Source organism: Staphylococcus sp. HL28, from assembly GCF_021117155.1.
GTDB lineage: Bacteria > Bacillota > Bacilli > Staphylococcales > Staphylococcaceae > Staphylococcus > Staphylococcus warneri.
On record NZ_CP088218.1, the window covers coordinates 1,967,490 to 1,990,076 of the forward strand.

Annotated in this window: 33 protein-coding genes and 1 riboswitch; of the genes, 13 read left to right on the plus strand and 20 right to left on the minus strand. The window is 30.8% G+C overall.

Translation table 11 applies throughout. From position 1 onward, the window contains the following. Positions 1–75: 75 nt before the first annotated feature. From sufU to sufC, 4 genes are all read right to left on the minus strand, one after another. Positions 76–537 carry a Fe-S cluster assembly sulfur transfer protein SufU gene (gene sufU, locus LPC11_RS09525; protein WP_002450845.1) on the minus strand — a complete coding sequence of 154 codons (462 nt, stop codon included), beginning with the start codon at positions 535–537 and terminating at the stop codon, positions 76–78. Then, entirely contained in the window at positions 527–1,777 is a 1,251-nt protein-coding gene (locus tag LPC11_RS09530) for a cysteine desulfurase (RefSeq protein WP_171001917.1), read from the minus strand. Before LPC11_RS09530 ends, sufU begins: the two co-directional genes overlap by 11 nt. 36 nt (positions 1,778–1,813) lie before the next feature. After that, entirely contained in the window at positions 1,814–3,121 is a 1,308-nt protein-coding gene (gene sufD, locus LPC11_RS09535; RefSeq protein WP_023374898.1) for a Fe-S cluster assembly protein SufD, read from the minus strand. Positions 3,122–3,226: 105 nt separating this feature from the next. Then, complete coding sequence (sufC, locus tag LPC11_RS09540; RefSeq protein WP_002450848.1) at positions 3,227–3,988, minus strand: Fe-S cluster assembly ATPase SufC; 762 nt, start codon at positions 3,986–3,988, stop codon at positions 3,227–3,229. A 321-nt stretch (positions 3,989–4,309) separates the two neighbouring features. On the opposite strand from sufC, the gene LPC11_RS09545 reads away from it, so the two are divergent. After that, the gene (locus tag LPC11_RS09545) at positions 4,310–5,164 is read left to right on the plus strand and encodes a polyprenyl-phosphate transporter PopT (protein WP_023374896.1); all 855 of its coding nucleotides are present in this window, start codon (positions 4,310–4,312) and stop codon (positions 5,162–5,164) included. A gap of 59 nt (positions 5,165–5,223) precedes the next feature. Here the strand turns inward: LPC11_RS09545 and LPC11_RS09550 are convergent, their stop codons facing one another. From LPC11_RS09550 to LPC11_RS09585, 8 genes are all read right to left on the minus strand, one after another. Continuing rightward, a complete protein-coding gene (locus LPC11_RS09550) occupies positions 5,224–5,391 on the minus strand; it encodes a CsbD family protein (RefSeq protein ID WP_002450850.1) in 168 nt (55 codons plus the stop codon). A gap of 418 nt (positions 5,392–5,809) precedes the next feature. Further along, a complete protein-coding gene (locus tag LPC11_RS09555; protein WP_023374894.1) occupies positions 5,810–6,619 on the minus strand; it encodes a MetQ/NlpA family ABC transporter substrate-binding protein in 810 nt (269 codons plus the stop codon). An 18-nt stretch (positions 6,620–6,637) separates the two neighbouring features. Next, positions 6,638–7,333 carry a methionine ABC transporter permease gene (locus LPC11_RS09560; RefSeq protein ID WP_023374893.1) on the minus strand — a complete coding sequence of 232 codons (696 nt, stop codon included), beginning with the start codon at positions 7,331–7,333 and terminating at the stop codon, positions 6,638–6,640. After that, entirely contained in the window at positions 7,326–8,351 is a 1,026-nt protein-coding gene (locus LPC11_RS09565; protein ID WP_023374892.1) for a methionine ABC transporter ATP-binding protein, read from the minus strand. The genes LPC11_RS09560 and LPC11_RS09565 overlap by 8 nt, the downstream gene beginning before the upstream one ends. Positions 8,352–8,441: 90 nt before the next feature. Then, positions 8,442–8,544, minus strand: a riboswitch (SAM riboswitch). A gap of 57 nt (positions 8,545–8,601) precedes the next feature. Then, the gene (locus LPC11_RS09570) at positions 8,602–8,898 is read right to left on the minus strand and encodes a thioredoxin family protein (RefSeq protein ID WP_002467441.1); all 297 of its coding nucleotides are present in this window, start codon (positions 8,896–8,898) and stop codon (positions 8,602–8,604) included. Then, positions 8,891–9,277 carry a toprim domain-containing protein gene (locus tag LPC11_RS09575; protein WP_023374891.1) on the minus strand — a complete coding sequence of 129 codons (387 nt, stop codon included), beginning with the start codon at positions 9,275–9,277 and terminating at the stop codon, positions 8,891–8,893. Before LPC11_RS09575 ends, LPC11_RS09570 begins: the two co-directional genes overlap by 8 nt. 693 nt (positions 9,278–9,970) lie before the next feature. Then, positions 9,971–10,351, minus strand: coding sequence for a glycine cleavage system protein GcvH (gcvH, locus tag LPC11_RS09580; protein ID WP_002450857.1), 381 nt, complete (start codon positions 10,349–10,351; stop codon positions 9,971–9,973). A 170-nt stretch (positions 10,352–10,521) separates the two neighbouring features. Beyond that, positions 10,522–10,875: an arsenate reductase family protein gene (locus tag LPC11_RS09585; RefSeq protein WP_002465944.1), complete on the minus strand. Its 354-nt coding sequence runs from the start codon at positions 10,873–10,875 to the stop codon at positions 10,522–10,524. Positions 10,876–11,015: 140 nt separating this feature from the next. Here LPC11_RS09585 and LPC11_RS09590 point away from each other — a divergent pair, with 140 nt between their 5' ends. After that, entirely contained in the window at positions 11,016–11,339 is a 324-nt protein-coding gene (locus LPC11_RS09590; protein WP_023374890.1) for a thioredoxin family protein, read from the plus strand. Positions 11,340–11,448: 109 nt separating this feature from the next. Here the strand turns inward: LPC11_RS09590 and LPC11_RS09595 are convergent, their stop codons facing one another. Continuing rightward, positions 11,449–11,988 (minus strand): nitroreductase family protein, encoded by a 540-nt coding sequence (locus LPC11_RS09595; protein WP_002465937.1) that lies wholly within the window; start codon positions 11,986–11,988, stop codon positions 11,449–11,451. Positions 11,989–12,065: 77 nt separating this feature from the next. After that, positions 12,066–12,782: a type I 3-dehydroquinate dehydratase gene (aroD, locus tag LPC11_RS09600; RefSeq protein ID WP_231307233.1), complete on the minus strand. Its 717-nt coding sequence runs from the start codon at positions 12,780–12,782 to the stop codon at positions 12,066–12,068. Positions 12,783–12,958: 176 nt separating this feature from the next. Here aroD and LPC11_RS09605 point away from each other — a divergent pair, with 176 nt between their 5' ends. Together LPC11_RS09605 and LPC11_RS09610 are read left to right on the plus strand one after the other, a co-directional pair. After that, positions 12,959–13,381: an organic hydroperoxide resistance protein gene (locus tag LPC11_RS09605; RefSeq protein WP_002450862.1), complete on the plus strand. Its 423-nt coding sequence runs from the start codon at positions 12,959–12,961 to the stop codon at positions 13,379–13,381. Positions 13,382–13,657: 276 nt separating this feature from the next. Beyond that, complete coding sequence (locus LPC11_RS09610) at positions 13,658–14,152, plus strand: GNAT family N-acetyltransferase (RefSeq protein WP_023374887.1); 495 nt, start codon at positions 13,658–13,660, stop codon at positions 14,150–14,152. 132 nt (positions 14,153–14,284) lie between these two features. Here LPC11_RS09610 and LPC11_RS09615 read toward each other — a convergent pair whose 3' ends face one another. After that, the gene (locus LPC11_RS09615) at positions 14,285–14,875 is read right to left on the minus strand and encodes a histidine phosphatase family protein (RefSeq protein ID WP_041613887.1); all 591 of its coding nucleotides are present in this window, start codon (positions 14,873–14,875) and stop codon (positions 14,285–14,287) included. Positions 14,876–15,082: 207 nt separating this feature from the next. On the opposite strand from LPC11_RS09615, the gene LPC11_RS09620 reads away from it, so the two are divergent. Further along, positions 15,083–15,316, plus strand: coding sequence for a hypothetical protein (locus tag LPC11_RS09620; RefSeq protein ID WP_231307234.1), 234 nt, complete (start codon positions 15,083–15,085; stop codon positions 15,314–15,316). Here LPC11_RS09620 and LPC11_RS09625 read toward each other — a convergent pair. Next, positions 15,308–15,511, minus strand: a complete 204-nt coding sequence (locus LPC11_RS09625) for a sterile alpha motif-like domain-containing protein (protein ID WP_015365249.1) — start codon at positions 15,509–15,511, stop codon at positions 15,308–15,310. The two genes, LPC11_RS09620 and LPC11_RS09625, sit on opposite strands and share 9 nt — an antisense overlap. Before the next feature lie 293 nt (positions 15,512–15,804). Between LPC11_RS09625 and tsaA the strand changes: the two genes are divergently transcribed. The 3 genes from tsaA (at position 15,805) to lnsA (ending at position 16,949) form a co-directional block, all read left to right on the plus strand. After that, positions 15,805–16,062: a type II toxin-antitoxin system antitoxin TsaA gene (gene tsaA / locus LPC11_RS09630; RefSeq protein ID WP_023374884.1), complete on the plus strand. Its 258-nt coding sequence runs from the start codon at positions 15,805–15,807 to the stop codon at positions 16,060–16,062. Positions 16,063–16,081: 19 nt separating this feature from the next. Then, a complete protein-coding gene (gene tsaT / locus LPC11_RS09635) occupies positions 16,082–16,267 on the plus strand; it encodes a type II toxin-antitoxin system toxin TsaT (protein ID WP_002465948.1) in 186 nt (61 codons plus the stop codon). Positions 16,268–16,367: 100 nt separating this feature from the next. After that, a complete protein-coding gene (lnsA, locus tag LPC11_RS09640; protein ID WP_023374883.1) occupies positions 16,368–16,949 on the plus strand; it encodes a lipoprotein N-acylation protein LnsA in 582 nt (193 codons plus the stop codon). A gap of 59 nt (positions 16,950–17,008) precedes the next feature. On the opposite strand, the gene LPC11_RS09645 is transcribed toward lnsA, so the two are convergent. Beyond that, on the minus strand, positions 17,009–17,242 hold the full coding sequence (locus tag LPC11_RS09645; protein WP_002450870.1) for a hypothetical protein: 234 nt from the start codon (positions 17,240–17,242) through the stop codon (positions 17,009–17,011). Positions 17,243–17,494: 252 nt separating this feature from the next. Between LPC11_RS09645 and LPC11_RS09650 the strand changes: the two genes are divergently transcribed. The 5 genes from LPC11_RS09650 to LPC11_RS09670 all read left to right on the plus strand — a co-directional run bounded on the left by LPC11_RS09650 (position 17,495) and on the right by LPC11_RS09670 (position 20,070). Next, a complete protein-coding gene (locus LPC11_RS09650; protein ID WP_231307235.1) occupies positions 17,495–18,241 on the plus strand; it encodes a poly-gamma-glutamate hydrolase family protein in 747 nt (248 codons plus the stop codon). Between the two features lie 90 nt (positions 18,242–18,331). Beyond that, the gene (locus LPC11_RS09655) at positions 18,332–18,616 is read left to right on the plus strand and encodes a hypothetical protein (protein WP_231307236.1); all 285 of its coding nucleotides are present in this window, start codon (positions 18,332–18,334) and stop codon (positions 18,614–18,616) included. 77 nt (positions 18,617–18,693) lie between these two features. Next, positions 18,694–18,909, plus strand: a complete 216-nt coding sequence (locus LPC11_RS09660; protein ID WP_023374880.1) for a hypothetical protein — start codon at positions 18,694–18,696, stop codon at positions 18,907–18,909. 460 nt (positions 18,910–19,369) lie between these two features. Continuing rightward, complete coding sequence (locus LPC11_RS09665; RefSeq protein ID WP_023374879.1) at positions 19,370–19,609, plus strand: hypothetical protein; 240 nt, start codon at positions 19,370–19,372, stop codon at positions 19,607–19,609. Positions 19,610–19,836: 227 nt separating this feature from the next. Next, the gene (locus LPC11_RS09670) at positions 19,837–20,070 is read left to right on the plus strand and encodes a hypothetical protein (RefSeq protein ID WP_023374878.1); all 234 of its coding nucleotides are present in this window, start codon (positions 19,837–19,839) and stop codon (positions 20,068–20,070) included. Positions 20,071–20,243: 173 nt separating this feature from the next. Here LPC11_RS09670 and LPC11_RS09675 read toward each other — a convergent pair whose 3' ends face one another. The 3 genes from LPC11_RS09675 to LPC11_RS09685 all read right to left on the minus strand — a co-directional run bounded on the left by LPC11_RS09675 (position 20,244) and on the right by LPC11_RS09685 (position 22,421). Beyond that, complete coding sequence (locus LPC11_RS09675) at positions 20,244–20,444, minus strand: cold-shock protein (protein ID WP_002450876.1); 201 nt, start codon at positions 20,442–20,444, stop codon at positions 20,244–20,246. Between the two features lie 716 nt (positions 20,445–21,160). Then, positions 21,161–21,985, minus strand: coding sequence for an N-acyl homoserine lactonase family protein (locus LPC11_RS09680; RefSeq protein ID WP_023374876.1), 825 nt, complete (start codon positions 21,983–21,985; stop codon positions 21,161–21,163). A 7-nt stretch (positions 21,986–21,992) separates the two neighbouring features. Beyond that, entirely contained in the window at positions 21,993–22,421 is a 429-nt protein-coding gene (locus LPC11_RS09685; protein WP_023374875.1) for a MarR family winged helix-turn-helix transcriptional regulator, read from the minus strand. Between the last annotated feature and the right edge of the window lie 166 nt (positions 22,422–22,587).

Here is a 22,587-nt window from a genome sequence, read left to right on the forward strand (position 1 = left end):
AAAGCCAACATGAATGATAACATTCATTGTCTATTTCATGTTTACCCGTTATGTCAGTTAGAAACATCTCCAGTCTTATTCTTCTGTAGTTCCTTCTGATTTACCTTCTTTTTCAACTGTTCCTTTTTCGAGCGCTTTCCAAGCTAAAGTGGCACATTTAATACGTGCAGGGAATTGAGAAACACCTTGTAATGCTTCAATGTCTCCCATTTCTTCAGTGATTTCGTAGTCTTCACCTAACATCATTTTTGTGAATTCTTGACTCATTTGCATTGCTTCAGCTAATGTGTGACCTTTTACTGCTTCGGTCATCATTGAAGCACTGGACATAGAGATTGAACAACCTTCACCTTCAAATTTAGCGTCATTAATAACGCCATCTTCTATATCAAAGGTAAGTCGAATACGGTCACCACATGTTGGGTTATTCATATCAACTGTCATCGAGCCATTGTCTAGTACGCCCTTGTTTCTAGGATTTTTATAATGATCCATAATTACAGATCGATAAAGTTGATCTAAATTATTAAAATTCATAAGAGAAAAACTCCTTCGTTTGTTTCAATGCATATACAAATTGGTCGATGTCTTGCTTATTATTGTATACATAAAAGCTTGCTCTAGCAGTTGAAGATACGCCTAACCATTTCATTAATGGTTGTGCACAATGATGTCCTGCTCTGACCGCAACACCTTCCGTATCAACAGCAGTTGCAACATCATGCGGGTGAATATCAGCTAAATTAAATGTAATAACACCTGCACGTCTATCTTTAGGTGGGCCGTAAATGTCTAAACCTTCAATTTCTGATAATTGCTCGTATGCATACTCTGTTAATTCTTTTTCATGTTGGTGAATAGCATCAAATCCTAGTTTTTCAATATAACGGATTGCTTCAGCTAAACCGATTGCTTGTGCAATTAAAGGTGTGCCTGCTTCGAATTTAGTTGGTAAGTCTGCCCAAGTAGCATCATATTTACTTACAAAGTCAATCATATCGCCACCAAATTCAACAGGTTCCATGTCTTTAAGTAGTTCACGCTTACCATATAACACACCAATACCTGTAGGTCCTAACATTTTATGACCACTAAAACTGTAAAAGTCTGCATCAATATCTTGCATATCTAATGCCATATGTGGTGCTGCTTGTGCACCATCAACACTAATAATAGCACCATGTTGATGCGCAATTTCTGCTATTGTTTTCACATCATTGATTGTCCCTAATACATTAGAAACATGTGCGATAGCAACAATCTTAGTATTATCATTAATTGTCGCTTTAATGTCATCAATATTTAGTTCGCCTTGGTCTGTCATTGGAATGAATTTTAATGATGCTTTTTTACGTTTGGCAAGTTGTTGCCATGGCACAATATTAGCGTGATGCTCCATTTCAGTAACTACAATTTCATCGCCTTCTTCAACATTAGCATCACCATAGCTATGTGCAACAATGTTAATGGACGCTGTTGTTCCTCTTGTAAAGATGATTTCTTCAAAATATTTTGCATTGATGAAACGTCTTACTGTTTCACGAGCACTCTCATATCCATCTGTAGCTAAAGAACCTAATGTGTGAACTCCTCTGTGTACATTAGAGTTATAGCGTTTATAATAATCATCTAATACATTTAATACTTGAACTGGTGTTTGGCTTGTCGCAGTTGAATCAAGATAAGCTAAACGTTTGCCATTAACTTGTTGCTCTAAAATCGGAAAATCTTTAATAACTTCATTAACGTCAAATGATTGTTCGGCCACTTTATTCACGACCTTTCTTTAATTAAAAATCTCTTATTCGTATGTTTATTTAGATACTTTAAGCTCAATAACTTCTCTTAATTGACGTTTTACATCTTCAATTGGCAATTCTCTAACAACTGGGTCTAAGAATCCATGTATAACTAAGCGTTCAGCTTCTCTTCTAGAAATACCACGGCTCATTAAGTAGTATAGTTGTTCTGGATCTACACGACCTACAGATGCTGCATGTCCCGCTTCTACATCATCTTCATCGATTAATAAGATAGGGTTAGCATCTCCTCGTGCATTTTCAGAAAGCATTAGTACACGAGATTCTTGGTTAGCGATTGATTTAGTACCACCATGTTTAATGTACCCAATACCGTTAAATACAGAAGATGCATTTTCTTTCATTACACCATGTTTTAAGATATAACCATCTGTCTCTTTACCATATTGAACAATTTTAGAAGTTAAATTAATTTTTTGGTCGCCAGTACCAACTACAACAGATTTAAGTTCACTTGTTGAGCGATCACCCATTAAGTTAGTTGTATTATCAATAATTTGACTTCCTTCATTCATTAATCCTAATGCCCAATTAATTGATGCATCCGCTTCAGTAGTACCTCTTCTAATAATATGTCCAGTGAATCCTTTATCTAAATAGTCTACTGAACCATACGTGATATTAGAATTTGCACCTGCGATAACTTCAGAAACAATATTAATTTGATTTCCGTCACCGCTTGCATTAGATAAATAGTTTTCGACATAAGTTACTTCTGCACTTTGCTCAGTAACTATGATGACATGATTATAAAAACTAGTATTTTCATCATCGTGTAATACAACATATTGTACCGGATGCTCAACTACTACATTTTTAGGTACATATACGAATACGCCACCATTCATTAAAGCAGTGTGTAAAGCAGTTAAACGGTGTTCATCAACATTTACAGCATCTGTCATATAATATTTTTGAACTAAATCACTGTGATTAACAAGTGCTTCTGATAAACCTTCAATAATGACACCATCATTTTTAGCTTGTTCAGAAACTTGTGTGTACGCTAAATCATTATTATGTTGAATGACTAAGTTTTCAGTATTTTCAACATCGATAATCTTTTTAACTGATTCAGGTAGTTCTTCTAAACTTTGATATACACTACCTTCAGTGTGATGTTGTTTAAAACTATCAAAGTCCCATTTTCTTAATTTTGTTTTATCAGGTTTTGGCATTTCTAAAGTTTCTGTTAATTTCAACGCTTTTTTACGTAATTCTGTCATCCAAGAAGGTTCATTGTGCGCTTTTGAATAATCAACAAGTTGTTCTTCAGAAATGTTCAAAGTTTCAGTTGTCATAACTCTTATCCTCCCACTTGATGAAATAGTATTAATAAGTCAATGTTCAGTTTCATCATTTATACGAACATCTCAATGAGCTTAAAATCGATGAATCATTATCGATTATTCAGCTGCACCAAATTCTTCTTTAACCCATTCGTAACCTTCTTCTTCAAGGCGTTTCGCTAATTCTGGTCCACCAGATTTAACTACTTTACCACCATACATAACATGTACTTTATCAGGTGTAATATAGTTTAATAAACGTTGATAGTGAGTAATCATCAATGCACCGAAATCTTCTCCACGCATTTGATTAATACCTTTAGATACTACTTTTAACGCATCGATATCTAAACCTGAGTCAATTTCATCTAAAATTGCAAACTTAGGTTCTAACATCATTAATTGTAGGATTTCATTACGTTTTTTCTCTCCGCCTGAGAAACCTTCATTTAGATAACGTTGTGCCATATCTTGGTCAATATCTAAGAAATCCATTTCTTTATCTAACTTTTTAATAAATTGCATTAAGTTGATTTCTTGTCCTTCCTCACGTTTCGCATTGATTGCTGAACGCATGAAATCAGCGTTAGTAACACCTGTTATCTCAGAAGGATATTGCATTGCTAAGAATAATCCTGCTTTAGCTCTTTCATCAACTTCTAATTCTAAAATGTTAACACCATCAAGTAATACTTCACCTTGTGTTACTTCATAGCTTGGATGACCCATAATTGCAGATGATAATGTTGATTTACCAGTACCATTCGGTCCCATAATGGCATGAATTTCCCCAGTATTAATTGTTAAATTAACACCTTTTAAAATTTCTTTATCGTCAATAGACACGTGTAGGTCTTTAATTTCTAATGTTGATGACATTTATATTCCCTCCATAAAATATAAAGTTTTCTTAACTAGTTTATAATAATTTTAATCTGTAGTCAAAAAGCCTTTGGAATTTTCAATCCTGTTCATTATAACGCACTTACTGGATAATATAAACTTTTTAAAATCGTAAATTAGAGTAATTCTTTTCAAAAAACGATTTTCATCTATTGTTTTTAGTTATTTCAAATGATAACGAAATATGCATCTTTCTCAATAGACACTTTTTAGACAAATAGTTGTTTTATTTAACCCAAGCCAATGAATTATGTTATTATACACTTTAACCTTTTAAGGTTAAGAAAGGAGACATTAATGAAAAACTTTAAATGGATTAATGTATTAAAAGGGTTTGGTATGGGTACAAGTGATTTAGTACCTGGTGTGAGTGGTGGTACTATAGCTCTTTTACTTGGTATTTATGATGGTTTTATTAGTTCGATTAGCGGCTTGTTTTCAAGAAGATTTTGGACTAGTTTGAAATTTTTATTACCTATTATAATAGGTATGCTTTTAGCAATCGGTATATTAAGTAATCTATTTAACTATCTACTTAGTACACATGAAATTCCAACGATGTTCTTTTTCACTGGATTAATCATTGGTATTATTCCTTACCTTCTTAAAGTGTCACATTTTAAATCAACTTTCAAAGCAAAGCATTACATTGTAGTTTTAGTTGGCATCGCAATATTGGTGATCATGACCCTACTTAACGGTGGAGACAAACACACAGGAGAAACATTATCTTTATCTACTAGTCTTATTATTAAATATTATATTGCAGGTATATGTGCTTCTAGTGCAATGCTCTTACCAGGTATTTCAGGTTCATTTATGTTACTTATATTTGGTGCTTATGGTACCGTAATGTATGCTATATCTGAATTAGTAAAATTGAATTTCAATGCTTTACCTATTCTGTTAATAGTTGGTTTAGGTATCCTAACCGGATTCTTAGTTTCAAGTAAATTAATCCAATACTTATTACATCATCATACAACTATGACATTCGCATTAATTATTGGCTTGGTTATTGGATCCATATTTGCTGTTTATCCAGGCTTGCCTCAATCCGCTTTGACATGGTTTATTTCAATTGTCACTTTAATCATTGGCTTTATCGTTAGCTATGTCTTAGGACAAATAACTGCTAAAAATGAAGCATAAATATAAAATAAAGGCTCTCAAACACTATAGTGGATGAGAGCCTTTTGATTATTTAATAATTATTCTTTATTACCTTTAACTTTGTCGATAACGTTATTTACTGCTTCTTTTACTTTACCAGAAGCTTTATCTTCTTTACCTTCTTTTTCAAGGTTTTCGTTATCAGTTACATTACCTACAGTTTCTTTTACATTACCTTTTGCTTGTTCAAATTTATCTTCAGCCATGTTGAATTCCTCCTAGTATTTATTTAGTAAGTTATTATGGTTAATTTATACCCCTATTCGTGCTATATAAACATTTATTATCAAATAATTTATATTAATTGAGTGTCTAATATGAAAATAATGCCTTTCAAATATGTTACGCTTATAAAAAAGGGAAGGTTCAATGTTTACAATAATTGTCTATTTAATAGCAACTTTCTTAATACTTATATCTTTAATTTTAATGATTAAAAATCAATTCACTAAACCTAATAATAATGCCATGTTACCTACTACACTTCTACTTATCGCTTCATTAATTTTGTTACTTTTCAACCTAATCAAATGAACTATTAGATATTAAAAGATTTAAACAAATGATATAAATATAAAAAAATCCTCAAGCACTTTTGTCTTGAGGATTTTACTATTTCTATCATTATTCTGCTGGCACTACAGCACCATCATATTTTTTATTGATGTAGTCTTTAATTTCTTTTGAACGTAAAACTTTCATTAATGCTTTAATTTTCTTATCGTCCTTATGTCCATCTTTAACTGCGATTAAGTTTGCATATGGATTATCTTTAGCTTTTTCATAAGCGATTGAGTCTTTTTTAGGATTTAATTTTTGATCAATAGCATAGTTAGAGTTAATGATAACTGCATCTGCATCTTGTTTTTGATAGATTTTTGGTAAGAATTCTGCTGATTGTTTATTGTTAAATTTGATATCTTTTTTGTTTTCAGTGATGTCACTGAATTTTGCATCTTCAATTTTAACGCCTTTTTTAATTTTAATTAATCCTTCATCCACGAAGAATTTAAGGAAACGACCTTGTTCTGCAGGGTTGTTAGAAACATATACTGTTGCACCTTTAGGTAAATCTTTTAGACTTTTATACTTTTTAGAGTAGACAGCCATTGGTTCTAATTCTACGTCACCAGCTGATTCAATTTTGTATCCTTTTTCATTACTTTCAGTTTTTAAATAAGGTGTATGTTGGAAGAAGTTAGCATCTAATTCACCTTTATCTAATAATTTGTTAGGTGTTGTATAGTCGTTGATTGTTTGAATATCTAATTTATAGCCTTTTTTCTCTAATAATGGTTTTGCTTTTTCTAGAATTTCTGCGTGTGGTGCAGGTGAAGCTCCGACTTTAATCGTCTTGTCGTCATCCTTACCTCCACATGCTGCTAATGCTACAGTTAAAGATAATAATAATAAAATACCTAAAATTTTCTTCATTGATTTGTCCCCTTTTCTTTAGCGTTTATCAATTTTGTTTGTAACCCAGTCACCAATAAATTGGATGATGAATACAATGATTAAGATGAAAACTGTTGAAACTAAAATAACGTCATTTTGATTTCGAGTGAAACCTGTTAAGTAAGCTAAGTTACCTAAACCACCTGCACCGATAACTCCGGCAATTGCTGTAGATCCCACTAATGCAATTGCTGTTACGGTCAAACCTGATACTAACGCCGGCATCGCTTCAGGTAGTAATACTTTTCTTACTACAGTCCAAGTATTAGCACCCATAGACCACGCTGCTTCAATTACCCCTTTATCTATTTCTTTGAAAGCAATTTCTACTAATCTAGCATAGAATGGCGCTGCACCTATGATTAATGCAGGTAGTGCACCTGTCGGACCACTTATTGTGCCTAATACAACACTTGTAAAAGGTATTAATAACAGGATCAAAATGATGAACGGTATCGCTCTAAATAGGTTCACGATAAATGAAACGATTGAATAAAAAATTCTTGCCACTTTCGAATGACTCTTAGCTGATAAAAATAATAAAATACCTAAAATCAATCCAAATATAAAAGCAAATATTGTTGATACGACAGTCATATAAAGTGTTTCAACAATGGCTTGCCAAACTTCTGGCCATTGGACGTTCGGCATTGTAATCATTTCTTGGAGTATTTCCCCAACTGACTTACCCATGTCTTAACACCTCCACATTCACATGTTTCTCATTAAGATTAGATTTAAAATCTTCGAAATTTTCAGAACTTATAAAAGGTATATGGATAACTAAAAATCCTAACGTACCATTTCTTGTATTTTTAATATCAGCTTCTAAAATATTGACATCAATCTGATGCGTTTTCGTAATGTACGAAACAATCGGTTGAGTTGTATTTTCACCGTTAAAATTCAATCGAACTATGTAAGAATTGTTATCTAATGGTTCTAACGCATCTAATGATTCTTCAAAATCTTCATTTAAATCATCTTTTACAAATCGTCTTGTTACTTCGTGTTGTGGATTTTCAAATACTTGACTTACTTGACCTTGTTCTATCACACGTCCGTTTTCCATAACTGCAACTTCATCACATATTCGGCGAATCACTTGCATTTCATGCGTGATTAACACGATTGTTAAATTTTGTTGCTCACGTATTTTTAATAATAAGTCTAAAATTTCATCTGTAGTTTGAGGATCAAGTGCACTTGTAGCTTCATCACAAAGCAATACTGTCGGATCATTGGCTAATGCTCTGGCAATACCAACTCTTTGTTTCTGTCCACCAGACAACTCAGATGGATAAGCGTTTTCTCGTCCTTTCAGTCCTACAAGTTCTATTAATTCATTTGCCTTACGTTTTGCTTCTCCTCTAGATAGTCCTGCAATTTCTAGTGGGAATGTAATATTTTTAAGTACAGTTCTCGACCATAGTAAATTAAAATGTTGAAAAATCATACTTACTTTTTGGCGCTTCTTACGTAAATCTGACTTCGATAATTGACTTATGCTATCTCCATCAATAATAACTTCTCCAGAAGTGGGTGCTTCTAAATTATTAAACATTCTAATTAAAGTACTCTTACCTGCTCCAGAAAAACCAATCACCCCAAAAATGGAACCGGATTGAATGTTTAAATCAACGTGATCTACAGCGAGTACGTCTTTATTTTTCGTATGATATCGTTTCACGATTTGTTTTAACTCAATCACGTTAATGCCTCCTTGTTTATAACTAATTCAAATTAAAAAATGCTTCCTCAAAACTTTAGACCGTTTGAGAAAGCATTTTAAAATATCTTTCTCTCATCTTCTAAAGTTTACCTTTATGTGAATTGGCACCATTTCTATATAAGACGGTTGCCGGGCTTCATAGGGCACATCCCTCCACCTCTCTCGATAAGAGTGTTTGCATGATTTAATTTTATTTAATCCTACCATCACGGTAGAGATTCGTCAATAATTATTTTAAATTTTCTAACAAATAAGGAACAGACCTAAACGCATACAATCTTTTCACTTCTTTATCCTTATTCATTAACATTAATACTGGTACTGACATAATTTGATGTGTTTCACTAAACTTTGGATGAAAGTTCATATCGATTTTCTTAACAGGAAGTTTTAAAATCTCATTTGCAATATCCAACATTCTTTCAGACACTTTACATGTCCCACATGTAGGCGTATATCCGAAAATGAGGTGTTTATCTTCACCAAAGTTTTCAGTCACATCGTCTATTTCTATTGATTTACTCATTCACTAAAACTAACCTTTCAGTTTTTAAATTAGGTATAAGGGATTTCTCTTTCTTGCAATTAAATCCATGTTTGGTAAGTACATGCGCTAAATAATTTTTAGGGCAATTGGCCACTTCGCAAAATGTTTTATCTACAAAAATATGTTCAGACTCACTTAAATACCGTTTGAACCATTTTCTAATTCGATCCCCTTCGTCGTCTGAATCAGCTAAGACGAAAACTTGTTTACCATAAAGTGATTCTATCATATCATCTATCTTATCTATACTCATAGTACCATGCGTACAAATAATACTTACTGGTTCTGCAAGAACCTGCTGCACTCGTTTTTTATCAGATTTACCTTCAACAATGATTACTTTATTCACAATAGTCATAAGTATTCACCCTTTAAAAATCGAAAATTAGCTATCACTATTTAATTCCACGAAGATACTATTTATAAAACATATACTGCAAAAACTTAAAATGAATTAACCATTTCTTCACACTGTTAATGTCTTTTTTACAAATGTCATTTTTAACCTAAGTTCATCAGATTATATGTACTCATGCATATCAATTTCTTCCTTCGGTTCGCCTTTGCTTCCGCAATGGCATAAGGGAGTGGGACAGAAATAATAAAGAGCCACTAATCATTTATTATGTAGTGGTTCTTACACATTAGCCACAGCTAATGTGTACTTTTAAAATAGGAATACATGAGTGAAACTCATGCATAAGAAATACTAATTTCTAAAGAAAAAGTATTTCTTTATCGTTGTCCATCCCCAACTTACATTGTCTGTAGATTTTCTTTTCGAAATTCTCTATGTTTGGGGCCCGTCCCTCCGGGAAGGTTGACTAGAAATGAATAAGTTTGGTACATTAGACCGTCTTTGTAATTGATTACTTAGACGGTTTTATGCATGAACTTTAGTTCATGCATACCTCTAAAGCTTAATTTGAACACATGAGTCAATACTCATGTGTAAGTCAACTACTGCTTGAATATGAATGTAACTTGAAATATATTTATGTCCCAGCCTATAAAAAAACTCCTTGATACGAGATCGAGGAGTTTACTAATATTATTCGCCAATCATTTCTGAATATTGATCTGCTGATAATAATTCGTCAATTTGGCTTTCGTCACTAATTTCTACTTTAACCATCCATGCTTTTTCGTATGGTGATTCGTTTACAAATTCAGGACTATCTTCTAATTCTTCATTAACTTCAACTACTTTACCAGTAATTGGTGCATATAATTCAGATACAGTTTTTACAGATTCAACACTACCGAAAGTGTCGCCTTCGTTTAATTCATCATCTGTTTCAGGTAATTCAACGAATACGATATCACCTAACTCATTTTGAGCATATTCAGTAATACCAATTGTCGCTACATTTCCTTCAACTTTAACCCATTCATGTTCTTTAGAGTATTTAAATTCGTTTGGTACTGCCACGATAAATCCCCTCCTAATTTTAAGTACATTTTAATGATGCCATACCCACAATCATCAATCAACTATTATCTAAAAATTTTAAACCGTAAAATATTCGGATTTAAAAATGTAAATTGCTATTATTATGACATTATTAAAATGAAAGTTCACTTTTTATCATTTGAAACGCTCTATAACCAGGTATTTTTATATTCTTCTTCTTTAAAACCTAATGTGATCTTATCACCTAATATAGCTAAAGGTCTTTTCACTAACATGCCATCTGAAGCAAGTAATTCAAAACGTTCTTCGTCTGATAAGTCATCTAATTTATTTTTTAAATCTAATTCACGATATTTGGCACCGTGTGTATTAAATAATTTTTTAGTGTCTACACCAGTTTTATCAACAATTTCTTTAAATTCATTTTTCGTAGGTGTATGTTGCACAATATCAATAGGTTCATAACTCACACCGTACTCATCTAAAAATTTTGCTGCTTTTTTGCAAGTTGTACAATTTGCATATTGGTAAAATTTAATCATCGCTTTGCCTCCTTTATCTCTTAAATCCAATATATCATGTTATTTTAGAAAACGCTCTACTTTTTAAGCTTATTTTTTTATTTAAGTATTTTCATCCGTTATAATAAATTTACTAAATTTTTTCAAAGGAGCTTTTATAAATGGAAAGTATTAAAACAACTGAACAATTTAACGACACTGTCCAAAACAATCAACCTGTCATCGTCAAATTCGAAGCAGGTTGGTGTCCAGATTGTAAAGCAATGGATATGTGGATAGACCCTATCGTTGAAAAATATAAAGATTATGAATGGTATACTGTAAATCGCGATGAGTTAGAAGATGTAACTGCTGATAATGATGTTATGGGTATTCCTAGTATTTTAGTATTTAAAAATGGTGAAAAGTTAGCTCATTTACACTCAGCAAATGCTAAATCTCCTGAACAAGTAGAATCATTCTTAGACGAAACATTCAATAAATAATATACAAAAATGGTCGAGACATTGATTAAGTATCATATTACCAACTTATTGGTTCATGACTTAGTTAACGTCTCGACCTTATTTTATTATATCCTTTATATAATCACTTTTAATACTCTGATATTAAGTCTCTATTCTTACGTTTAGCTTTTGTCATTGGCTCTTCTAAATCAGTAAGATATAAGAATCCTGCTAAAATTTCATCATCTTCAATATTTAATGCTTTACGTATTTTAGGTTCAAAAATATATGCAGGTGATTTCCAACAAGTACCGATACCTGCTTCATAAAGTAGCAACATTAAATTTTGGGCAAATGCACCGAATGCAAAGTAATTTTCTCTATTTTGACGTTGTCTTGGATCAGCTTTCATAATCAACAGCAACATGCCGCCTAATTTGGTCACTTTATCATAATGATCAGCTCGCTTTTCCGGACTATCAGGGAAAGCAAAGCGTGTGATATCTTCGCTCATATTTCCTAATCTATCTTTAGCAACATGTACAACTCTCCACGGCTCTCTCATGCCATGGTTAGGAGCATCGGTAGCTTTTTCTATAGCCTCATATAAAGCATTGTCATCGATAGTCATATCGTGTTTAAACTTCTTGACGCTTCTTCTATTTGATATTGCATCTTGTAGTTCCAATCATATCGCTCCTTCTTCGTTCATTGATAATCTTTTTCAATTATAAAATATATTAAGGTAATGTTCAAATCGCCGACTTACTTATTATAAAAATCTATTTGTTTTTTTAATTCTTCTACATGAATTTGTCCTGGCGCTTGCGGTTCATTTAAGCAACCATAAGATACAGTACCACCAAATACGCCCTGTGCCGTGCGACTAACTAAGCCAATATCCGACATTGCTATACCAACAATACGCTGATTTAAAGCATCAGCTGAGTCTTTGACTGCTTCCAATAGATGTAATACATCTTTTTCATCATTTGGCATGACTGCCACTTTTAAATAATCTGCTTCGAATTGGTGCATTTTATAATAAGTGAATTTCAATTCTTCTAATGATGGTGTTTCATTAAAATTATGATGTGATAGTACCACTTGAAGGCCTTTTTGGTGTGCCTTGTTTATGAGTGATAAATAAGTATTTTTGTCTTTTTGGTCATCCCATTCAATGTCTAATATGTCATAATCTGATTCATCTATGAGGTTTTGAATCACACTTTGATATTTAACTTCATTCACATGCCCCTTACCTCCTTGGGAGTTAGATCTATATGTGATTAATACTTTAAATTCAAAAGGCAATTCATTTAACTCATGGACAACTTGTTTGACTCCTGTAATATCTGTCCATTGATCTATTCGTAATTCTATAATATCAATACTGTCTTGATAGAACTCTAAGTCTTTAAATAAGTCATTTATCGTTGCTTCTTCAGGCGCAATTGTTACGGCTATATCTACCTTTCGCATATCAATCCCTCATTTCATTCAATACATCATTAATTGATTATTATTCTAAACTAAATCACATCAAACCGCCATAAAGTGCTTTGCTATAGCATATCTTAGAAAAATATTTATACATGATTGAGATGAATAATTACGGGTATAGAAAAATATATACAAAATATAGGAGGTAATCATATATGGCAGTTCAATATGAAACTAAAGCAACAAACGTTGGTGGACGTAAAGGACACGTTCAAACTGATGATAATGCGATAAATGTAGATGTATTACCACCACAACAAGCAGATGGTAAAGCAACAAACCCTGAGCAATTATTTGCAGCAGGTTACGCATCATGCTTTAATGGCGCTTTTGATTTAATTTTAAAACAAAACAAAGTACGTGACGCAGAGCCAGAAGTAACACTTACAGTAAGATTAGAAGATGATCCAGATGCTGAAAGTCCAAAATTAAGCGTAGATATTGACGCGAAAGTAAAAAATGTATTATCTCAAGAAGATGCTGAAAAATATCTTCAAGATGCACATGACTTCTGCCCATATTCTAAAGCGACACGCGGTAATATCGATGTCAATTTAAATGTTAAAGTTGAAGACTAAATAATAATTTAAAAGATTGAATCAAAAGACACGTTCATATATGAACGTGTCTTTTTTCATATAATATTCATAAGTAAATTTCCCCATCTTGATGATAACTCTGGTATACTGAATATATAATATACATAATTATGTGATTAAATAATTATTTTATCTAAATTTTCAAAAGTGTTTTTGTCTGTTTTTAAATTATTATTGAAAGTTTTAATTAAATATTTTATTATGTAATTAACTAGCCACTTCAAATTAATCAACTATTTGAATCAGGAGGTCACTATGAACAATATACGTACATTAAACCTAGATGATTTAGCTTCATACAAAACACTTTTATCAGGGGAGCATCACACATATTCATGGGATCGCTATTATTTGGATCATGTATCCGACGAAGCTTTGACAAAAATTTTATCTTCAGAAACAGCTCATATCAATGTTTTCGGTGCTTTTGAAGATGATACTCTAGTTGCAACTGCAACATTGAGACAAAGTAAATATGTAGGTAAACAACACAAAGCAGTTATCCTAAATAACTTTGTAAAAGACAATGATGAAGTGATTAACAGAGAATTAATCAATTATATACTTCATTTTGCTGAACAAAAGAACTTAGAAACAATACTTACTTCCGTGACATCTAGTAATATTAGCGCTAAAGTATTTTTTAGTTCTCTAGGATTTGAAAATCTTGGTTTTGAGAAAAATGCTAGTAAAATTGGTGACGAATATTTTGATGAACATTGGCTATCTTATGATTTAAGAAAAAGCTAATATGTGCATTTGAGTAAATTAAGGATATATGTGAGCCATATTCTAATTATTCATACAAAAATATAAACAAATTAAGATGATAAAATATATTAAAAGCTCAACATTGCCTTATTTGCAACGTCGAGCTTATTTTTATAATGTAGGATCGATCAATTCAATAAAATTAAATTGACCATCTTGATATTCAAATTTTAAAATATGACAATTTCCTATATCAAATGAACTACCCTCTTCATAACCCAAGCACCTTCTAATAAAAAGACCTATAGTACTACCATGACTTACAGCTAACGTTGTTTTGCCACAATGATGTTCCATAATTTCAGTTAATGTATCTGTCATACGTTGTTCTACTTGTACACGTGACTCTCCACCGAAAGGAACTACATAATCTCCATAAAGCGTTTTAGGCTGTTTGATTTTCTTAAGCAATTCAATACTTTCACCCTCAAAAACACCAAAATGCCATTCTTTTAAGCCTTTTAATCGAACATAATTATGTTGATGGTTAGGTACAGCATTCTCAAGTGTATCACACGCTCTTTCTTGAGAAGATGAAAACAAGGTATCAAATTCGATATTATTATTCTTAAAATAACGTGCAGCGGCTTGAGCTTGTTCAATACCATGGTCTGTTAATGGAGAATCACTTGCCCCTTGGATTTTACCCTTTAAATTAAAAACAGTTTGACCATGTCTCATTAAATATAAAATCTTTGTCAATTTTCACACCTCTACTAAACTACTATTCACAATTCGCTATACATTAAATGATAACGAGTTACTTATCTAATATCATTAAATCACTACTAAAGTCGTTAGTAAATCAACAATTTATTGATAAATTAACTGCCTAATAGGGTTTGTCTACCCTTAAAAAGGGTATAACTTAACACTAGATTTACATTTGTTAAAGGAGTGTTAAATAAAATGGAGTCTCATGATTACAGTTATGTGAACCCGCAAAATGTATCACTTGATTGGGAATGTTTTATCGTTAGTAAAAGTGATATGTTATTAGACGGCGTACCAAATGATCTCATTAACACCTGGTTAGATAACGACATCATAAAGCCGTTTAGTATCAAAAACAATGATATAAATTTTAAAACCAAAGACGTTTGGCATGCTTTAAACCAACAAAACTGGTATTACTTAAGTTAGTTGATATAAACTAATCGCTCTATTGGTGCTTTCAATAAGTTGAGGGTCCTTATAATTAGACAACACATATGATCGAATAACATGCTTATTTTTTTCATCTTTTGGGAATTTGTGATCTTTATTAATATAGTTGGCTAAACTTCCAAATGGTGTATCATCATTTATAAAACCTATAATAAAATCATAAAATGTCATATCACATACCCCTTATCTTATCTATAGCTGATTTGTATTTAATCTTATCAGAAAACTCGAGATTGTAAATGTGCAAAATTGAATTTTGCACATTTTTTATTAGTTTTTAATATTTGTTTAATTAATTGATCCAATTACAGTTTGAAAAATCATTTTTTATCATTAATTTCTCATTATTTATTCACATTTAATTAATAGTTATATCATTTCTATATTTACCAAAGCTCAATTAATGATATGATAAGAATAAGGGTTTTGAAATCAAAGACGCATTTTCCAGAGGTGAAGCACCTATGAAACTATACATTATACATGCAATCAATATTATTATAACGATATTATTTATTATTTTTAATGTAATTATTACTTATAATACAAACCTAGACGATACCTTATGGTTGGTGCCTGGATTAATTGTATGCGGTTTGATTATGATGATTAGCTTTGGTATAGCTATATCCAATAAGGACTTGTTAAGTGAAGTTCTTTTCTTTATTAATATTATTCTTACACTGTATTACATTTATCCAATTTTTTATGATTTTCTCTAAAGAGATAGGAGGTTAAAAAATGAGCTTGCATTTTACAATTCTTTTTTGGCTTTCACTTATATTTATCGTAGCTGGTGCAATTATTCTAGCTATCATGCTTAAAACTAAAAAAGAATCTAAAAAGGAATCTTATCTTGGTTTCACCATTGTATTCTTCATTTTTGGATTAGCGATGTTAATTTATACATTGTTATTTGGACTCTAGTCCAAAACAAATACGTTCAGTTGCCATTGTAGCTGAACGTTTTATTTTAATACTTTATTAATTTTTATGTATTTTACATTTATAAAGGAGTCTTTGATCATTGTATAAAAAGTTAGTATACATATTATTTTTTTCTATTATCTTCAATATATGCTCGACCTTATCACCTTTGCATATCAATATTGCTAATGCCGAAGATCTTACTATGTCGAAATCAAAACAAGACTTTCAACTTCAACCTGGAGATATCATTATAACTAAAGGTCCTGTCCTATTCGGATTTTTTGGTCATTCAAGTATCGCTATTGATCATGATACGGTTTTACAAATTGAAGGCCCAGGTGACAAACCTATCACTGAGTCATTTGAATCATTTAAGTCAAGATTTGGTGAAGGCAAAGATGACTGGATTAAAATATATCGTTGTGCAAAACCTGGATCCGGTAAAAAAGCTGCTCGATGGACTAAAGAGAACTATGAAAATACTAATAATAGATATTTAGTAACATTAAATCTTAAAAGTAAACGTTTCACTTACTGTACAAAAATTATCTACCAAGCCTATAAGGAAGGCGTAAGTCAAAATGCAGTAACCGACCACGGTATGTATATCATTTCACCTTACGCACTAAAAGATAACTTCACAGACGAATACCATTTAAAATTAGTGAAAACATATTAAAACGCCCTACTCTATTTAAGTCATTCTTCAAATATTGAGTAAGGCGTTTATTCATGCGATTAAACTTCTTTGAAATAATTAACAAACTGGTCATTTTTTTCTAATAAATCAAGATAAGATATCGCCCCAAATGGAATAATTCTTGTGCAATTCTTCATAGGATAAATAATGACCTCATGTTCATAATCAACGTGGATATCGTTTTCTAAAATGACACGCTTATTCCCAAATACTACCGCAACTGCTTTGAAACCATCGTCATTTAAGTATCGTCTTAATAATTCTTTATCCATATCATCACATCCCTTTAATTACATATTACCACGTTAACGTTAAGAAATTGTTAATATTTAGCGTTATTTTTCATCAACTAAATATAAAAGGATTCCTTGGTATAATTGAAGTTATTGCTATTTCACAATTTAATATTTAGCAAAACATATTAATTAACATAATTAATATGTTGTTATAGTCAAATTACTTGTTAAACGTATTAAAAAATTGATATGATTTATAAATCAAAAATGGATTATTAAGGAGAGAGTATGAAAAGGAACACGAGTCTTTATACTAAATTATATTATTTATCCATCATATTAATTATCATAGCAATCTTGATTGTAGTTTTAATATTCTATAATACACGTAAAAATATGAATCACTCGAATTTAGATCGATACAATAATTTTCAAGAACTTAAAACCAACACTAAAGAAAATAAAGACTGGCGGATTGTCACTAAAGAACATAAACATCACGATATTTTAGTCACTGCCATACATGGTGGTGGTATTGAACCAGGGACAACTGAACTTGCGCGTCGTATTTCTAATGTAGGTCATTATGATTTCTATTCATTTGAAGCGTTACGCTCTAAAAACAATCAACAACTTCATATTACGTCCACGAATTATGACGAATCTAAATTACATCAAATGTTAAAAACTACAGAGCAAACCGTTTCAATACACGGTTTTTCAGGAGATGATCCTATTGTATTTGTCGGTGGTAAAGATAAAAAAATGTCTAAGTCTATAGCTAAATCACTTCGACATAAGGGATTTACTGTTAAAGAAAGTCCAAATGAGATTGATGCCAAATCATCTAAAAACTTTGTCAATGAAAATGACTCAGGAGTACAATTAGAATTAACCACAAAGCAAAGACAACAATTTTTCAAAAATCATAAGCTAAATAGACAAGTTCGTTCTAATCCTGACAATTATACAAAAACGTTCTATCAATTTGCTAATGCCGTTCAAGATGGCATCAAAAAAGCTAAAGAGTCATAATTTTGTCAGTAATTAACCTTATCATTCGTTTTGTAAATTGAAAATATAGGGTAAAACATACGTAGTGTAATATTTGGGGAGGAAAGAAAAATGGACGAACTAACTAAAGAACAGAAATATACCATCGCAAAATTTTATAAATTATACATGGAACGCTCTAATGAAGGACAAACTGAAAAAGAAGCGAATGATTTTAAAGATTCAGTAACGACTCAAGATGATTATTTTTGTGACCGAAATTATGATGACTTCGTAGAAAATTTAAAAGTTCTAATTAAACACGGTTACATTGATGGTCATATTGAAGATAACCAAATCAATGATATCAAAATGACAACAAAAGCATTTACGGATATTGAAAAAAGTTTTGGCTAATACGATTAGTACAAAATCAAGTCAACTTATGTACGATTTGTTTGTAATGAAATTCCTTTATGGGAGGTAAAAGTAATATGACAGAGTGGAAAATTAACAATCATTCAAAAAGACAATTTGCAATTCAGCGAAATGACCATGAAATCTCCATTGTTGAACCACAAAACAATGGAAGTTTTAAAATACTAGCTGAAATTGACACACATAATCAAATCACCAATGTACACGATCCCCTTCTATATGTGTCAGCTGATACTAATAATGAAGAATTAAATATTTTTGATCATTCATAAACTTTGCCTGAGTATCAAAACCAATGGGTTAATAGAATACTTTGAATAATACACAATATTTTTGACAATACATTATTTCTAATACTCTTATCATTTTCAATTTCAAATCTTTTGTATATTTAAGTTTCATTCAACTATATAAATTATATAACTTGAAGTTTAATTTTCCTTTTCTAATTATCAATATAATAAAGTGGTAAAACGCTTATATTTATGGTAACCTTAACTTGTTAAACTTTGTGAGTGTTTAACATTACTTCTTGTTAGCGTCAACTTAACTTTAATTTTCGTCATTATTAAAGTTAACGTTGGCGTTTTTTTATAATAAAATACTTTGAATTATGATTACATTTCTATATGCAAATTAATAAAAATATTCACAATTTTGAAAAAGAAAAAGATGTAAAATAACAATAATATGTAGTAAACTTAAGATAATTAAGAATCTTAGGAGGATTATATGAAAAAGTTATTTTGGTTGGTTTTATGTAGTTTTTTAGTTTTAGGTGCATGTAGTCAAAGTGATCATGATTCAAAACACAATGAAAAGAAATCAACACAAAAAGATAAAAAAGACTCTAAGAGTAGTAATGATGATACAGTCAAAAAAGTGAAGGATAGTGCTAAAAAGAAAGATAATCCTAAATCACAAGATGACAAAGGAAATAAAGAACGTGTTGATGGTGATAAAGCAAATTAATCATCATACTAAAAAATCTCAGCTTAAATGTTAATTACATTTAAGCTGTTTTTTCAAACACTTAAGCAAAATTCAACAAAATTGCACTTAATTGTATTAAACTCTATTTAATATCAATTTTGCACTTTAATAGAAAATCAATTGATATTTTGCGTAAACCATGTTGTAACATCTTAATGATTGTAATCCTTATTCATATACATATCTGAGGAAAGGATGTGATTAACATGAGAGACACAAAATTTAGTCAGGAAGAACTAGAAACAATCCAACGTTTCTATAATTCAAGAAGACGAACAGTTTGTTGTTCAAACCCTAAACTTACATTTTCAGAAGATGTCTTCTTCATTCCTACATCTGCAAATCAATCTAACGGCATCGAAGCTTTCGCTACTTATTGCGAAAACTGTGGACAAACTAAAATTTTTAACCTTAATGTTATGCATAACGCAAAATTTTAAATTAAATTCTATTAAGTACTAATATTGATTGATCGTTTTTTGTTTTATATATTATATTTATACGACACACTCCCAGTTTCATTAATGAACTGGGAGTGTTTTTCATATTTAAATAGTTCTAGTTAAATAATGGCATAAAAAAAGCAACCATGACGGTTGCTTTGAAAATGTTATTACATTTTTACGACATTAGCTGCTTGTTCTCCACGATCGCCTTCTACGATGTCGAATTCAACTTTTTGTCCTTCTTCTAATGATTTGTATCCTTCTTCAGCGATTGCTGAGAAATGTACGAATACGTCGCTTCCATCTTCTCTTTCGATGAAACCAAAACCTTTTTCTGAATTAAACCATTTAACTGTACCGTTATTCATATAGAATACCTCCGCGTGCTTTTGCACTAAATATTTGTAACAAATTTCATTGAATCAAAAGGAGTGTATTCTTATAAATAACTCTCAATTAACTTCACGTACTTGATTACTTAATTACAACTATACGCTTATTTTGAGAAAAGTAAAGCCCTTTTTAGTAAATTCTTTTAAATTTATTTTATTTTCAAAAATTGTGAACTGCTATTTGTATTAAAATCATCTATAAATTAATACAATACTTAGAATTTATAATTGAGATTTATTTTATATACAAAATATTTTCTAAGTAAGATTTCCTCTTATATACATTGTTGAATTTGATTAATTTGTATCGAACATCTCGTTTAATATTTTAATTCCTTGATCATATGCCGACTCCATTTCATATACATATATGTGGACATCATCCATATATACGTTTTCACTAATTAAGTATTCCCTAGCTAATAAATAAAACTTTCTCATTGTAGCAATAAATTCAATATTTAAATTACTATAATCATAAGTATGACAATAAAAACTAAGATTTACTAATAAATGATCCACCTCGTTCAGTAAAATCATTTTTTCATAATTGACCTTGCACGATGAATTTTCAAGTAAGATTTCATATAGATTCGTAAGTTTCAAATAAAGACTTGTCATATTTCCTTTTAAAAATCGAAACTTATTATTTATTATCATATTAATATCTCACCTTCAATCAATAGTAAAATTTAAAGGGTAATAACGTGTGGTTTTACATTTGCATCATGGTTTGCAATAGCTTCAATACAGTTTTTATCATTAGCCATTTTTTTAACCCAGTCTAATGATAATTGAGCATCTTCTTTATCTACTAAAACACCTGGAAGTACATTTTCTTGCCATGATTTTGCAGCATAACCTACATCAGAGGCTAATAGTAAGAATTTTTCACTATCTTCATTTTTTATGATGGTAGATGCTAATCCCTTACTATGTCCTGGTACCCATACCATAGTTATCGTACCATCACCAAATAAATCAAATGATCTATTTTTCGGTCCTATGCCAGTATTGTCAAAATGGAAAGTATTTAAATGAACACCTTTCCATTCATGAGGTAAATAATGCATTTTATCGTTTGAAATGGCTTCATATTCCTCTTCACTTACTAAAATATTTTTAGCATTTTTAACTAATCTTAATCCATCAGCGTGATCACAATGCATATGACTCATTAAAATGTAATCAATGTCACTCGGTTTATAACCCAGTTTGATTAATTGTTCATGTACTGCTTGTCCTTCAGGTAATTCAGCTTTGTTAACTGGATACTGGAATGATAAATTTTTCAATTGATGTTTTCGATTATCTGTATGCCAACCTGTATCAATTAAAACAAGGCCTTTAGGATGTTCAATTAAATATACTGATACTGGTATTTTGATTTGATGCTTTTTAGATCTAAACATTCCTGTCCAAGCCATAGGAGGATTGTTTTTATAACCGAATGGTAAAGCTTCATCTACAATAACTGTTCCTGTATGCATTACATGTATTTTTATCTCTTTATTCATTTTAATTTCATCCTTTTTGTAAAATTAATTTAATTTCATTCATATGGTTAATAATATTTTCTATGTTATCTTCACTTAAATTCAACTTCTTTTCTAAACCTTTATACAGTAACTCTTGTCTGTTTTGATAAAATTCATATCCCTCACTAGTTAGAGAAATAAGCTTTTCTCTTTTATCAACTGAATTTACTTTTTTAACAAATCCTTTATCTTCCATTTTTTTAATTCTTTTAGTAATTGCGGTTTTGTATACACCTTGTTTCTGAGCGATGTCTTTCATTGACATTTTTTTATTCTCCATGAGAAGTTTAAATACACCCATCTGCTCTCTTGAAATATCAATGTTTTGTTCTTCTAAAACCTCATTTATTTGTTTACTAAGTTCTATAAATGCTAAATGAAGTTCATTATATTGCTTTAATGTGTTTTTGTTCATTTTATTCTCCTTTCAAAATTGGTTTACCACCATGAACTATATTGGAAAATAAATCCAACACATCAATTAGAACTACCTCAATGGTACACCCAGGTAAACTTTATATCAAGAATTTAATTTAAATAAGTTGGATAAAGCCACCAAAATTTTTTTATATTTTGGATGG